Origin of the sequence: Alteromonas nitratireducens, assembly GCF_040812025.1 — a bacterium.
Taxonomy (GTDB): Bacteria; Pseudomonadota; Gammaproteobacteria; order Enterobacterales; family Alteromonadaceae; genus Alteromonas; species Alteromonas nitratireducens.
This window is the reverse complement of sequence record NZ_JBFNPK010000008.1, coordinates 20980-34915: the sequence shown is the minus strand read 5'-3', so window position 1 is coordinate 34915 and position 13936 is coordinate 20980. Positions and strand designations below refer to the sequence as shown.

At 52.1% G+C, this 13936-nt stretch carries 15 protein-coding genes; 8 read left to right on the top strand and 7 right to left on the bottom strand.

Annotation, left to right across the window (positions count from 1 at the left end; genetic code table 11):
- Window positions 1-172 precede the first annotated feature (172 nt).
- From seqA to AB1N33_RS08840, 7 genes are all read left to right on the top strand, one after another.
- Complete coding sequence (gene seqA, locus AB1N33_RS08870; protein ID WP_411271191.1) at window positions 173-766, top strand: replication initiation negative regulator SeqA; 594 nt, start codon at window positions 173-175, stop codon at window positions 764-766.
- Between the two features lie 49 nt (window positions 767-815).
- Entirely contained in the window at window positions 816-2468 is a 1653-nt protein-coding gene (gene pgm, locus AB1N33_RS08865) for a phosphoglucomutase (alpha-D-glucose-1,6-bisphosphate-dependent) (RefSeq protein ID WP_411271190.1), read from the top strand.
- A gap of 215 nt (window positions 2469-2683) precedes the next feature.
- Window positions 2684-5161: a glycogen/starch/alpha-glucan phosphorylase gene (locus tag AB1N33_RS08860; protein ID WP_411271189.1), complete on the top strand. Its 2478-nt coding sequence runs from the start codon at window positions 2684-2686 to the stop codon at window positions 5159-5161.
- 193 nt (window positions 5162-5354) lie between these two features.
- A complete protein-coding gene (locus tag AB1N33_RS08855) occupies window positions 5355-6677 on the top strand; it encodes a putative bifunctional diguanylate cyclase/phosphodiesterase (RefSeq protein WP_411271188.1) in 1323 nt (440 codons plus the stop codon).
- Between the two features lie 73 nt (window positions 6678-6750).
- Window positions 6751-7788 carry a succinylglutamate desuccinylase gene (gene astE / locus AB1N33_RS08850; RefSeq protein WP_411271187.1) on the top strand — a complete coding sequence of 346 codons (1038 nt, stop codon included), beginning with the start codon at window positions 6751-6753 and terminating at the stop codon, window positions 7786-7788.
- The gene (locus AB1N33_RS08845; RefSeq protein ID WP_411271186.1) at window positions 7781-8206 is read left to right on the top strand and encodes an HIT domain-containing protein; all 426 of its coding nucleotides are present in this window, start codon (window positions 7781-7783) and stop codon (window positions 8204-8206) included. Before astE ends, AB1N33_RS08845 begins: the two co-directional genes overlap by 8 nt.
- Complete coding sequence (locus tag AB1N33_RS08840) at window positions 8203-8523, top strand: heavy metal-binding domain-containing protein (protein ID WP_411271185.1); 321 nt, start codon at window positions 8203-8205, stop codon at window positions 8521-8523. The genes AB1N33_RS08845 and AB1N33_RS08840 overlap by 4 nt, the downstream gene beginning before the upstream one ends.
- Before the next feature lie 169 nt (window positions 8524-8692).
- Here AB1N33_RS08840 and AB1N33_RS08835 read toward each other — a convergent pair whose 3' ends face one another.
- The 6 genes from AB1N33_RS08835 to AB1N33_RS08810 all read right to left on the bottom strand — a co-directional run bounded on the left by AB1N33_RS08835 (window position 8693) and on the right by AB1N33_RS08810 (window position 12009).
- Window positions 8693-8863 (bottom strand): DUF2897 family protein, encoded by a 171-nt coding sequence (locus AB1N33_RS08835; protein WP_411271184.1) that lies wholly within the window; start codon window positions 8861-8863, stop codon window positions 8693-8695.
- Window positions 8860-9549, bottom strand: coding sequence for a M15 family metallopeptidase (locus AB1N33_RS08830; protein WP_411271183.1), 690 nt, complete (start codon window positions 9547-9549; stop codon window positions 8860-8862). Before AB1N33_RS08830 ends, AB1N33_RS08835 begins: the two co-directional genes overlap by 4 nt.
- The gene (gene dapE, locus AB1N33_RS08825) at window positions 9546-10673 is read right to left on the bottom strand and encodes a succinyl-diaminopimelate desuccinylase (protein ID WP_411271182.1); all 1128 of its coding nucleotides are present in this window, start codon (window positions 10671-10673) and stop codon (window positions 9546-9548) included. The genes AB1N33_RS08830 and dapE overlap by 4 nt, the downstream gene beginning before the upstream one ends.
- Entirely contained in the window at window positions 10666-11019 is a 354-nt protein-coding gene (locus AB1N33_RS08820; RefSeq protein ID WP_411271181.1) for an ArsC family reductase, read from the bottom strand. The genes dapE and AB1N33_RS08820 overlap by 8 nt, the downstream gene beginning before the upstream one ends.
- A 91-nt stretch (window positions 11020-11110) precedes the next feature.
- Window positions 11111-11617 (bottom strand): PTS sugar transporter subunit IIA, encoded by a 507-nt coding sequence (locus tag AB1N33_RS08815; RefSeq protein WP_411271180.1) that lies wholly within the window; start codon window positions 11615-11617, stop codon window positions 11111-11113.
- A gap of 11 nt (window positions 11618-11628) precedes the next feature.
- Window positions 11629-12009, bottom strand: a complete 381-nt coding sequence (locus tag AB1N33_RS08810; protein ID WP_411271179.1) for an ACT domain-containing protein — start codon at window positions 12007-12009, stop codon at window positions 11629-11631.
- Between the two features lie 251 nt (window positions 12010-12260).
- Between AB1N33_RS08810 and AB1N33_RS08805 the strand changes: the two genes are divergently transcribed.
- Window positions 12261-12626, top strand: a complete 366-nt coding sequence (locus tag AB1N33_RS08805) for a VOC family protein (RefSeq protein WP_411271178.1) — start codon at window positions 12261-12263, stop codon at window positions 12624-12626.
- Window positions 12627-12669: 43 nt separating this feature from the next.
- Here AB1N33_RS08805 and hppD read toward each other — a convergent pair whose 3' ends face one another.
- Window positions 12670-13746: a 4-hydroxyphenylpyruvate dioxygenase gene (gene hppD, locus AB1N33_RS08800; RefSeq protein ID WP_411271177.1), complete on the bottom strand. Its 1077-nt coding sequence runs from the start codon at window positions 13744-13746 to the stop codon at window positions 12670-12672.
- Between the last annotated feature and the right edge of the window lie 190 nt (window positions 13747-13936).

The window sequence follows — 13936 nt, the reverse complement described above, 5'->3', positions numbered from 1 at the left end:
CGTCACTTTCTAAGAGTCTATCAATAAACGGCGTGTACTGGGTGATACGACTGATACTCAAGTATAGGATCGACGTACGTCAAACCGCGAAGACCCGAAAATTTGCCCGGATTAAGTGCTGCCATAGCGGCGCCGGTTGTCTATAATGGGTCGTCGAAAAAAGGAAGTAGTTATGAAAAGTATTGATATTGATGATGATTTGTACGCCTTTATCGCCGCTCAGACCAAACATATCGGCGAGAGCGCATCAGATATATTGCGTCGACTTTTACTGGGGGATGGCGCCGGGTCAACGCCGGCACCGGCTGTTGCTGCATCGACCGCACCAGAGGTCGCCCCAGCATCTTCTGCTGCAGCAGAAAAAGGCGAATCGGCACCGGTGACTAACACGGCGACTCAGGCGTCGTCAGTGAGCGAGAATGACCTGCTGGACATGGTCAGCCCGCAGCGTCTGGCTTCGCTGACCAAGCGCGTTGATCAGTTTTTGTATATTCTGGGAGTACTGCATGCGATCCACGGTGAGTCGTTTGCAGAGGTAGAAAGTATCCGGGGTAAAAACCGGACCTATTTTGCTCAAACCAAAGCGGCGTTGCTGGAAAATGGCAGCAGCACAAACCCTAAGCCCATCCCGGATAGTCCGTACTGGGTAGTAACCAACAACAATACCGCAAAGAAAATGACCATGATCAGCCAGGTTATGCAGCGGCTTGGTTATGAAGAAGCAATGATTAACGACGTGCTGGCGAGGTTTGCGCCGGACAACTGATTCACTCCGCCGGTACTGATGTGCCGGTGGTTAAGGTAAGGGAGTTTCCATGGCATTACATCCACAGGCAGGTCAACCGGCCGACAAAGCGCAACTGATCAATGTAGCATCACTGATCAGTCAGTATTACAGCTATCGTCCTGACCCGGCAACACCATCCGAAGCGGTGAGTTTTGGCACGTCGGGCCACCGCGGTACGGCGTCTAACGCGACGTTTAATGACATGCATATCGCGGCGATTTGTCAGGCGCTGGCTGAATACCGTGAGCAGCAGGGTTACACGGGACCATTGTTTATTGGTAAAGACACCCATGCGCTGTCTGAGCCGGCCATGAACACCGCAATAGAAGTGCTCACCGCCAATGGCGTGAATGTGGTGTTGCAGCGTGCGGATAATGCCAGCCGTGGCTACACGCCAACGCCGGTGATCTCCCGTACCATTATCCGGCACAACCGCAACAATCCGGGCTCGCTGGCCGATGGTGTGGTGATTACGCCGTCGCATAACCCGCCGTCTGACGGTGGCTTTAAATACAACCCGCCTAACGGCGGCCCTGCGGATACAGACGTGACGGCACAAATCCAGACTCGTGCCAATGCGTTGATTGCGCAGGGTAATGAAGGTGTCCGTCGTCTTCCGCTGCGCGACGCCATGCAGTCTGAACGTGTTTCACTTACCGATTTTATGATGCCCTATATTGAGGAACTGGAACAGGTGGTGGACATGCAGGCCATCAGCAAAGCCGGCCTCAAACTGGGTACCGACCCGCTGGGTGGCGCTGGCGTAGGTTACTGGGATGTGATTGCTGAGCACTATGGCTTAAACATTACGGTAGTCAACGAAGACACCGATCCGCAGTTTGGTTTCATGCGCCGCGACAAAGACGGTAAGTTGCGCATGGACTGTTCCTCGCCCTATGCCATGGCGGGACTGATTGACATGCGCGACCGCTTTGATCTTGCGTTTGGTAACGATCCGGATTTTGACCGTCATGGTATTGTGTGCAAAAGCAAGGGGCTGATGAACCCGAACCATTATCTGGCGGTGGCTATTCATTACCTGTATCAGCACAGAACACAGTGGCCGTCAGACTTAAAAATTGGCAAAACGCTGGTCTCAAGCAGCATGATTGATCGCGTCGCTGCGCACCTGGGCCGCGAACTGGCAGAAATGCCGGTGGGCTTTAAGTGGTTTGTTGACGGTCTGACATCGCGTCGTATTGGATTTGCCGGCGAGGAGAGTGCCGGTGGTATTTTCCTTCAGCGTAACGGCGAAACCTGGGCGACCGATAAAGATGGCTTCATCATGTGCCTGCTGGCTGCTGAAATTACTGCCGTCACAGGCAAAGATCCGGGTGAACATTACGACGCCCTGACTGCGCAATTCGGTGAACCGGTGTATACCCGTAATGATGTGGCAGCGAGTCATGAGGAAAAACAAAAACTGGCCGGGCTGGATGCGTCTGTGGTCACCAGCAAAACCCTGGCAGGTGAGGCTATTTCCCAGGTGCAGACCCATGCACCAGGAAACAATGCCGCGATTGGTGGCGTGAAGGTGTCAACTGAGAACGGCTGGTTCGCAGCACGTCCATCGGGCACCGAATCGGTGTATAAAATCTATGCAGAAAGCTTTAAAGGTGAAACTCACTTACAGGATTTGGTGAGAGAAGCTGAACAGCTGGTGGCAAAAATCATTAAATAACGACACGTTTTTTCAATGATTATGTAAATATAATGTTAAATGCTGGTGTTTTGCATACGATTTCATCGGAAAATGATGTAATTTAACAAAATTATTACAAACGCATTAAAAAAACACTGCTATATTGCGGTCATATCTCGTGGTTTATTTGTAATTTTATTACGAATTGGCGGGCCTCAGGGCCCGCACCCTGAACAGACAGAGTGAGACTGCAAATGAATGCTACATCTACCGCCAGTGCGTCGACCCTGGCGCTGACTAAAAACGACTTCAAATCCGCTGTCGTCAGACACCTTCACTGCACCCTCGGTACAGACGAAAACAAAGCCAACAATCATGCGTGGTGGAAAGCGACCTGCGCAGCGATTCAGGAGCAGGTACTGGAAGGACTGCGTAAAACACAAAAAGCCCATTATCTGAATGACACCCGGGCCGTACACTATTTCTCGGCAGAGTTTCTGATGGGACGACTGCTGTCCAATAATATGCATAACCTGGGGCTGTTTGATGTTGCCAGCAGCGCGCTCAAAGAGCTTGGCGTTGAGCTGACCGATATCATGGAAGAAGAGCCGGACATGGCGCTGGGTAATGGTGGTCTTGGCCGTCTGGCGGCGTGCTTTATTGATTCACTGGCCACCATGGAGCTTCCCGCCATTGGTTACGGGATCCATTACGAACATGGTCTGTTCCGTCAGGAAATAAAGAGCGGCGCACAGATAGAGCGTCCTGACAGCTGGCGTGATTATGGCAACCCCTGGGAGATTTGCCGTCCGGAATCTATTCAGGAAGTGTCGCTATATGGTTATGTTGAGACCAAATACGGTGAAAACGGCCGCATCCAGAAAGAGTGGCACCCGGGCTCCATCGTGAAAGGCGTGCCGTGGGATATCCCGGTGGTCGGTTACGAGGGTAAAACGGTCAACGTGCTGCGTCTGTGGCAAAGTGAATCGTCTGATTATTTTAACTGGGACGTATTTAATGCCGGCGGTTACGTGGATGCACAGCGTGAAAACGTGCAGGCTGAAACCATTTCCAAGGTGCTTTATCCGAATGATGAGACCGAAGCGGGCAAGGAATTACGCCTGATCCAGCAGTATTTCTTCTGCTCGTGTTCACTAAAAGACATTATCCGCCGCTATAAGCGCGCGCACGGTGATGACTGGAGCCGGTTTGCCGACCAGGTGGTGATCCAGCTGAACGACACCCATCCGGCCATTGCCATTCCTGAACTGATGCGCATTCTGGTAGACCGTGCCGAGCTTGACTGGGACGAGGCCTGGGGTATTTGTACGCGGGTATTTGCCTACACCAACCACACCCTGTTGCCTGAGGCGCTGGAAAAGTGGCCTGCGCGTATGATTGAAAAGATCCTGCCACGCCATCTTGAAATCATTTACGAGATTAATCATCGGTTTATGGCGGTAGTTGATAAGAAGTGGCCGGGAGATAACCAGATCAAAGCCCGACTGTCGATTATTGAGGAAGGCAATGAAAAAATGGTGCGCATGGGCCACCTGTCGGTGATTGGCTCGTTTGCTGTGAACGGCGTAGCTGAAATTCATTCGCGTCTGGTTAAACAGAATCTGTTCCCTGAATTTGACCAGTTGTGGCCAGGCAAGCTGACCAATGTGACCAACGGCATTACGCCGCGCCGCTGGCTGAAAGCCTGTAATCCGGCCCTGTCTGCATTGATTGATAAAAAGGTGGGTAAGGACTGGCCGCTGCATCTGAGTAAACTGGAAGGCCTGGTGAAACATGCCGACAATAAGACGTTCCAGAAGCAGTTTATGCAGGTGAAGCTGGAAAACAAACAGCGTCTGGCAGCTGAAATTAAAGCATCAACAGGCATTGATGTGGACGTGAATGCGATTTTTGATGTGCAAATCAAACGTCTGCACGAATACAAGCGCCAGCACCTGAACCTGCTGCATATTATGGCGTTGTACCGTCGCTTGCTGGAAAACCCGGATTATGACATGCATCCACGGGTATTCATTTTTGGTGCAAAAGCGGCGCCCGGTTACAAACTGGCAAAAGATATCATTTATGCCATCAACAAAGTGGCAGAGAAGATTAACAACGATGCGCGTGTTAACAGCAAGCTGAAAGTGGTATTTCTGCCCAACTACCGGGTGTCACTGGCTGAAAAAATGATCCCGGCCTCTGACGTTTCTGAACAAATCAGTACTGCAGGTAAAGAGGCGTCCGGTACCGGTAATATGAAACTGGCGCTGAACGGTGCAATTACCGTAGGTACCCTCGACGGTGCGAATATCGAGATTGCTGAAGAAGTCGGCGACGACAATATTTTCATTTTCGGTATGACGGTCGAAGAGGTCGATGCGCTGCGTAAAGCGGGATACAACCCTTACGATTATTACTATCGTGACCCTGAAATTAAAGCCGTGCTCGACTGGCTGGAAACCGACTACTTTACACCGGGTAAGCCCGGTGCGCTGGTGTCCATCAAACAGAGTCTGCTCGATCAGGGCGACGCCTACATGGTACTGGCTGATTTCCGCGCGTACTCTGACGCGCAGAAAAAAGTAGACGACGCTTACCGGGATAAGGCCCGCTGGGCCAGAATGGCCATTATCAATACCGCCAAGATGGGTAAGTTCACGTCTGACCGTTCTATCGGCGATTACGTGGAACGTATCTGGAAACTCAGCCCGTGCAGGGTGGATGTATAAACCTCGATGAAAACGCCCTCCTGTGAGGGCGTTTGCTTATGCACTGGCATACGTTTAGGCGAGCCAGCCCTCCTGATAGCTGCACAATGTTCCGTCAAGTGTGCCGTCTTATACCAATGAGTAGTTGCACAGATTGATCCATCGTGTTTTTATATCAGAAATTATAATTATAACCCGCTAGCAGTATTACCTGATGATGGTAAATCAACGCCGCCGACACCTGTCTCTGGCCACTATTCCGAATCGTTACGCGTTTATCGATAATGTCGAACGGCATGCGCGGCAGCATTCGCACCTGTCTCTGATGCTGGTTGATATTGTGCGCTTTTCTGATGTGACCAGCAGTCTGGGCATTGAAGTTGGCGACCAGTTTCTGCTGGAAATTGCCAACCGTATTTCACGCTTGTTTGAAGAAGAGGTTGAGCTGGGACGCATCAGTGGCGATGTCTTTGGCCTGATATTCCCCGGCCGGCGCACCCAGATGCAGATGCAGCGGATGTTCGAGCGGCTTGTCGAGCATTTCAAAACGCCCATGCACTACGGGTCGCATGCCTTTATTGCCGACTTCAATGTGGGTGTTGTTGGCGGCAAATGTAAAAATACTGACTTGACGGCGTTCGTCTCGCGTGCAGAAGCCGCGCTCAAGCAGGCGAAAGAAAACAAATACCAGAACTTTTATTACCTGAGCACTGACGACAAGGCTAATACCGGTCGCAGTCTGGCGCTGAAAGCGGACTTGACGCGTGCACTGACCCAGGGTGAACTGGAACTGTATTTTCAGCCCAAAGTTGACCTGATGACACTCGATGTGGTGGGGGCAGAGTGTCTGCTGCGGTGGAATCACCCGCTCGACGGTGTGCTGTTCCCGGGGCCGCTGATTGAGGCGGCAGAGTCGTACAACATGATGAACGAACTGGCCTACTGGACCTTCGAGCAGGCCTTCCGTAGCCTCGCTGAACTGGATGTCAGTGGCAAGTCGATGAACCTGTCCGTCAACATCTCGCCTACACAGCTATACGACAGTCAGCTGATCCCCACGCTGGTATTACTCAGCAAGAGCTACAGCATTCCGCTGCACCGACTGGAACTGGAACTGACAGAAGACGTGGCGTTGTCGAATTCGCTGATGGTCAAAAAGCAGCTACAGCAGCTCAGGGCGATGAACGTCAGCATATCAGTGGATGATTTTGGTAAAGGCTATTCCAACCTTGCCTACATTCGTGATCTCGATATTAATGCCCTGAAGATAGACAAAACCTTTGTGATGGCGCTGGATGACAATCCGGTGAACCGGGCGATTATCGAGGCTGCACGTATTATCGGTCAGGCCAAGAACTGTGATGTGCTGGCGGAAGGTATTGAGACCCTCGAGCAATTACATATTTTGCGCGATATCGGCATTAAAACAGGGCAGGGGTATCTGTTCTCACGCGCCGTGCCGATAAAAGAGTTTATTGCCCTGGCCAATAGCGATCTGATTATTGGAAGTTCTCCAAGGCGCCAGGCGAGCGCCTGAATTTTCGCGCTTTTTTGGCATTTCTCGTGCGCTCTCGGTAGACTAGCGTCATTTTCAGCAAACGGGATTTTTGATGACAGCTTTACTGACCGAGCATGGCGAATTTCTGCAGTTATCCAGACGACAGCCTGACGCTGTGACCTCGCTGCCACCATTCACATTAAGTAACGACACGCGGGTAAACGTAATAGCGCCTGGTATCATCCGGTTTGATCCTGTCGGCGCAACGGCCGACAAATTTATTGTGCTGTCCTGTGGTGTGCACGGCAACGAGACCGCGCCGATAGAAATCTGTGACGATCTGGTCAGAGCCATTCTGACCGGCACACTGACACTGGCGCATTCTGTACTGTTTTTGTTCGGTAATCTGCCCGCCATGGACATTGGTGAGCGCTTTGTCGAAGAGAACATGAACCGCCTTTTCAGTGGCGCACATTCCGCGGGTGAGGGCCTGGTGAATGACGAGCGCCGGCGTGCGAAGCAGCTGGAGGAGGCCATAACCACGTTTTTTGCCGATGCAGGCCCAGGCAGCCGGCGTTATCATTACGACTTACATACCGCAATCCGCGCCTCAAAAAATGAGAAGTTTGCAGTGTATCCCTATTTGCATGAACGTCGTCACAGTCGAGGCCAACTGGCGTTTCTGGCTGCCTGCGGGGTAAAAACAATCCTGCTGTCTGAAAGCCCGACAACGACATTCAGTTACTATTCTTCACATACTCACGGTGCGCATGCGTTTACCGTTGAGCTGGGTAAAGTGCGCCCGTTCGGGCAAAACGACATGAGCCGGTTTGCTGATGCGCGGGAGGCGATCACGCGGCTTATCAGTGAGCCGGACTTTGCCCCTGATGTTGACCTGGACAGCCTGGATATTTATCGGGTTTATCAGGTAATAAATCGTCATAAAGACGATTTTAAACTGCATTTCGCCGACGATACCCCTAACTTTACGGATTATGATAAAGGGACGGTGCTGGCCAGTGAGTCTGGTGCAGAGTATGTTGCGCAGCAGGATGGTGAGGCGATTGTGTTTCCAAACGCCAACGTTGCACTGGGTCAGCGTGCACTGCTGACCGTGGTTCCGACCACCCTGAGTGATCTTGATGTTTAAGCTGGATGAACGCCTGCAGGGCGACACGCTGAAGGTGGCCGACCTACCACTGTGCCGGGTGCTGTTGATGAATGACAGCCAGTTTCCGTGGCTTATTCTGGTACCGCGCCGCGACAATGTCATCGAGTTCACCGAACTCAGCGAGACCGATCAGCAACAGCTGTGGCAGGAGTCTCTGCACGTCAGCCGGGTCATGCAGCAGGTGTTCGGGCCCGACAAAATGAATGTGGCAGCATTAGGCAACGTGGTGTCACAGTTGCACGTGCATCACGTTGCGCGCTATAAAAATGATGTGGCGTGGCCACACCCGGTATGGGGCAGGCAACCGGCCATCCCCTATTCTGAGCAGGATGCGACGACGCGGTGTAGTCAGCTCGCAGCGCTGCTACAACCTGACGAGAAAAAGGAATTACCATGATCCTGACAACAACACCCAGCGTGGAAGGTAAAACTATTGAGGCTTATCACGGTATTGTGATTGGTGAAGCTGTCATGGGGGCCAATCTGTTTAAAGATTTGTTCGCCTCCATCCGGGATATCGTTGGCGGCCGTTCCGGCTCATACGAAGATGAGCTGACCAAGGCCCGGAAAATGGCCTTCAGTGAACTGGAGCAGGAGGCGCTGCACATGGGCGCCAATGCCGTTGTGGGCATAGATATCGACTATCAGGTGATTGGCGAAAAAGGCAGCATGCTGATGGTCAGTATCAGCGGCACCGCTGTTCGACTTGCCTGACGGACGCAGCAAGGGTGTGCAACCCGCGCTTTACTTCACGCCGTGCACCCATCCATGGGGGCTCGGCTTCGGCATCCATGCCTCAGACGGAAGTAAATCGCGGGTTGCACACCCTCTGATTATCTGACGTCAGTCTGGCCTGGCGTGACCAGGGTATTACCCCGCTGTGTTACTTCCAGTCGTCTTCGTCGTCAAAGTTGACGTTGTTGTCTTTGACCGTTGAGCCGTCTTTTCTTCGGGTGTTTATTTTCAGTCTGGCACTGTGTTTCAGCAACAGTAAATTACCCACGACGATGCCCAGCACCAGCAGCACAATGGCGATGATCCATCCGGTTGTCATAATGTCCCCTGATTAAGTACATAGCGGGTGAACAGCGTGTCGAACGCTGCCAGAATGGTCGTTTTTCCGGCAACGTCCGCGCCGGAAAGAAAGGTTTTTAAGGCATCGGCTCTCAGTGCGGCCTCAAAGGGCTGTGCGGTCTGTCGATGGCTGAGATGCCACAGTTCGGGTGCAACGCCGCCCTGATACTGCGCATAGGGGCGGGAAAAGCCGTAATCCGCTGCATGATCATCAAGCCACTGTGACAATACGGCACAGGGGCCGTCGCCAAGGTACTCGTCGTTGACCAGTGAAAAATTGCCTGACCAGTCCTGCACCCGCTGTTTGTCATAAACGTCAAGGTCGGTGCCCCAGTGATGGCGACTGGCACCGGGCAAGGCCGAATACATCAGGATTGCGTGCAGTTTTTCACTGTCTGACAGCGCAGCGGTATCGAGTTTTTCGCCATGCTGATCATACAGTGGCAGGGCGCCGTGCCATTTGCGGTTCCATATCGACAGCTGACGCTCAACACTGCGGTAGCCACTGACAATCTGACAATCGATACCGTCTTCGCGGGCGGCCTGCTGCATGGCAACGAAGGGGCCCACCACGTCATGATGAAGCCGGTGTCCGTCGCCGGCATCGGCCAGCCACGACGGATCCGCGCTCAGCCATTCTCTGGTCAGTGCATCAGCGCCTGTCATGTCAGCAGGTTCACCATAATGTGATAGTACATGTCGGTCAGCCTGGTTAAGTCATCCATCTTCACACACTCGTCAATCTTGTGGATCGTAGCGTTTACCGGGCCAAGTTCGACAACTTCTGCGCCGGTCGGCGCGATAAAGCGGCCATCAGAGGTTCCCCCGGCCGTTGACAGTGTTGTGGGCTTACCGGTGACGGTACTGATTGCCTGCTGCACGGCATCCAGCAGGGCACCGGAGTCGGTCAGGAAAGGCTGACCGTTGAATGTCCATTTAATGTCGTAATCCAGTTCGTGGGCGTCCAGTACGGTGGTTACCCGACGAATGAGCTCCTGATCGGTGACCTCGGTAGAGAAACGGAAGTTAAAACAGACCTCAAGTAAACCGGGAATGACATTGCCAGCGCCGGTCCCGGCATGAATGTTGGATATCTGGAAACTGGTGGGCGGGAAAAACGCATTGCCGTCATCCCAGTGAGTGTGTGCCAGTTCATGCAGCGCGGCGGCGGCTTCATGCACCGGGTTTTTGGCCAGATGCGGATAGGCAACATGGCCCTGGATCCCCTTTATCACCAGATCGCCGGTCAGTGAGCCACGGCGTCCGTTTTTGACAATATCGCCCACTTCATTTGTGCTGGAAGGCTCGCCGACCACACACCAGGTGATTTTCTCGTTGCGCGCCTCCAAAGTATCAATAACCCGTGTTGTCCCGTTGATAAACGGGCCCTCTTCGTCACTGGTAATAAGAAAGGCAATGCTGCCTTTGTGCGCAGGGTAATCGGTGACGAAGCGCTCCACGGCAACTAACATGGCGGCCAGACTGCCCTTCATGTCGGCTGCGCCGCGCCCGTGCAGGTACCCATCTACCTCGGTGGCGGTAAACGGCGGTGTTTTCCAGGCATTTTCAGGGCCGCTAGGCACGACATCGGTATGGCCGGCAAAGCAGAGTACCGGACCGTCGGTGTTACGCCGTGACCACAGGTTCGTGGTGTCTTCAAACACCATGGTTTCATTAGTAAACCCAAGCTTTTCCAGATGCGCTTTCATCATGTCCTGACAGCCAGCATCGATAGGTGTCACAGACGGGCGGTTGATGAGCGCTTTTGTCAGCGCAATGACGTCATTCATTGGCGAACACATCCTGATATACCGCCTCTGAAAAGCCAACCTGGCAGGTGTCGTTATGCAGCAGCACCGGGCGTTTTATCATGGCCGGATGGGCCAGCATCAGAGCCAGGGCTTTGTCTTTATCGATGTCCTGTTTATCTTCGTCGGGAAGCTGTCTGAATGTGGTTCCACGCTTATTCAGCAGTACACTCCAGTCGACCTGTTCGGCGACAGCGTCCAGCCAGGCTTTATCCAGACCGTCCTTTCTGAAGTCATGAAAAACATAATTAATGTTATTGGCGGCCAGCCATTTTTTTGCTTTTTTCACCGTATCGCAGTTCGCAATACCATACAGAGTGGTTGTCATGTGTGTGATACCTCATTACATCGTGCTGGCAAGTCTATCTGAAACGAATGCAAAACTGAACGCAGCGTAAACAGACGCATGGTCAGGTGCCTTATACGTACAGGGTGAAAAGCACATCTTCACCGGCGGTAACCTGAGACCGGTCAGTGGGCACCACGGCCCGGGCTTTATCCGCATTTAACAGAGTGACGAGGCAGACCGGCTCAACATGCTGCTGTTTAAGCCAGGCAGGGGAAAAGGTCATAAGCGGGGCGTTCCTGCCTGCAGCATCGCCTTTTTTTACGTTGAAAAAACACTTTTCACCCAGCAGTGAGCCGGTATTGTCTCCCAGTTTGATTTTCATTCTGACACCGTTCTCTGCATTTACTATAACGGCGTAGTCGAGCGGATCGGTGAGCGCGATGACACCAGCAAGCGGGGTGATGACCTGACTCGAGGCAGTCACTACCGCATGACCGGGTCCCCACGCGCCTGCCGCATAAAGTGGATTGTCTACGCTGCTCAGTGACGTTGTTTTACCATTCACCGGCGCCGTAATCGCGAGCTTTTTACTGTATACCGTGGGCACCGCGCTGCGAATGTGTGAGAGTCCTGTCATGCAGTCAGCAATTATCTGATGGTATAGCCCGCGGCCCGCAGTGCGTTCACTGCATCATCGAGCTTATTGTTTTTTAAAAGGAAAAAGTCCGTATCAAAGGTTGATACCACAAAAATCGCGACTTTGGCATCTGCCAGCACTTTGCCTATCTGCGCCATGATGCCGACCATCGACAGATGCAGGGGGCCAATAATTTCCATAGCCCGCCATCCTGTGTCTGAATCGAGAGAGGTAAGCGCGATGTCTGACGGCACGACGATGGACAGTTCATCCGGCGTTTTACCAAGAAAATACAAAGGACTGGCCAGCACCTCAGCAGGGATGTCATCGTCAACATCAAAACTGTGTATGGTGAATTCCTGTGGCAGCAGTTCCAGTGTCTGTTTTGGCATAAACGCGGTCGCTCGTTGTCTGAGAAGGCTACGGTTATTAAATCATTTACTGCGCAAATGCGCCATTGTGTTATCCACGTAATCTGTGGATAAGTTTGTTAAGTAGTTTGGGAGTTAACTGTAAGTTATTGTTTGTAATAAATAATAAATTTTGTGCAAACAATGCGCAGTGGATAAATAAGCAGATACCCTCAACATTTTCCACAGGCAATGTCTATACTCTTTTAAAAAAATTAACAGGACAATAGCGAATGGGAATAAGTGCATGGTGTGATATCAGCGTAGCGGATGCGGATAGTCTGTGTGAGTTTTACGCGCAGGTCTGCGGCTGGCAGCGCGAGGCAGTGCCGATGAACGGCTACAATGACTATGTTATGAAAGACAGCGACGGTAAGGTGGTTGGTGGTATATGTCACGCTGCAGGGCCTAACAGCGCGCTACCGCCGGTATGGCTGATGTATTTTGCCGTGGACAATCTTGACGTCGCGCTGAACGCGGTAGTGAAGCAGGGCGGCGAGATGCTGGGCAACGTGCGTCAGTTTGGTGACGGGCGATACTGTGCCATACGCGATGTTGCCGGCGCCTGTTGTGCGCTGTATGAAACAGCGGAGAAATAAAAAAGCCCGGTTGATACCGGGCTTTTTATCATTACAGTGTCTGTCAGCTTGTTTTCAGTGCGCCACGTTTAACCTGGTCGCGCTCGATAGATTCAAACAGCGCTTTAAAGTTACCTTCACCGAAGCCTTCGTCCTGCTTGCGCTGAATAAATTCAAAGAATACCGGCCCAAATACGGTTTCTGAGAAAATTTGCAGTAACAGACGCGGCTGGCCGCCTTCTGTTGTGCCATCAAGCAGAATGCCGCGTGATTTCAGCTCATCAACCGGCTCTCCGTGGCCAGGCAGACGCTCTTCCAGCATTTCATAATAGGTTTCTGGTGGCGCCGTCATGAACTTCATGCCGCGATCACGCAGCTTGTCCAGGCAGCTGATCAGATCATCACACGCAAATGCGATGTGCTGAATACCTTCACCGTTATACTTCATCAGGAACTCTTCAATCTGGCCACCGCCGCCAACGGCTTCTTCATTCAGAGGAATACGGATTTTGCCGTCAGGAGCGGTCATGGCTTTTGACAACAGGCCGGTGTATTCACCTTTGATGTCGAAGTAGCGAATTTCTCTGAAGTTGAACAGCTTCTCGTAGTAATTCGCCCAGTAGTTCATGCGTCCACGGTAAACGTTGTGGGTCAGGTGGTCCAGCGTGTGGAATCCACAGCCGATGGGGTGACGATCAACACCTTCAATCCAGTTGAAGTCGATGTCATAAATGGTATTTTCACCTTCATAGCGGTCAATCAGATACAGCATTGCACCGCCGATGCCTTTGATAGCCGGCAGTTTCAGTTCCATCGGACCTGTGTAGGTGTCCATGGGCTGTGCACCGCGCTCAAGCACTTCTTTATAGGCTTTCTGCGCGTCTTTCACGCGAAACGCCATGCCGCAGGCAGACGGGCCGTGCTCGTCGGCATAAAATTCGGCGTGACAGTTTTTCTCGTAGTTGCTCAGCAGGTTAATGTCACCCTGACGCCACAGTTCAACGTCTTTCGACTTATGGCGTGCTACTTTGGTAAAACCCATTGCCTCAAAGATGGGTTCCAGGATCCCTTTCTCCGGCGCGGTAAATTCCAGGAACTCAAAGCCATCGAGCCCAATCGGGTTATCAAATAAATCTGCCATGACATCTGTCTCTTATTGGTTATCAGTCTGCCGGTGATTTTAAAAAGGCGATAAAGCCTAATCAACAGGGCGTTTACAACCCGCTAACACGAAACGCTGTAAAAGGTGTAAAGAAATATTGATGGAGACAGGTAATGCTGGTGTGACGGGCAGCGTAAAAAATTTAAGGGCTTGAATTTAAATGAATATT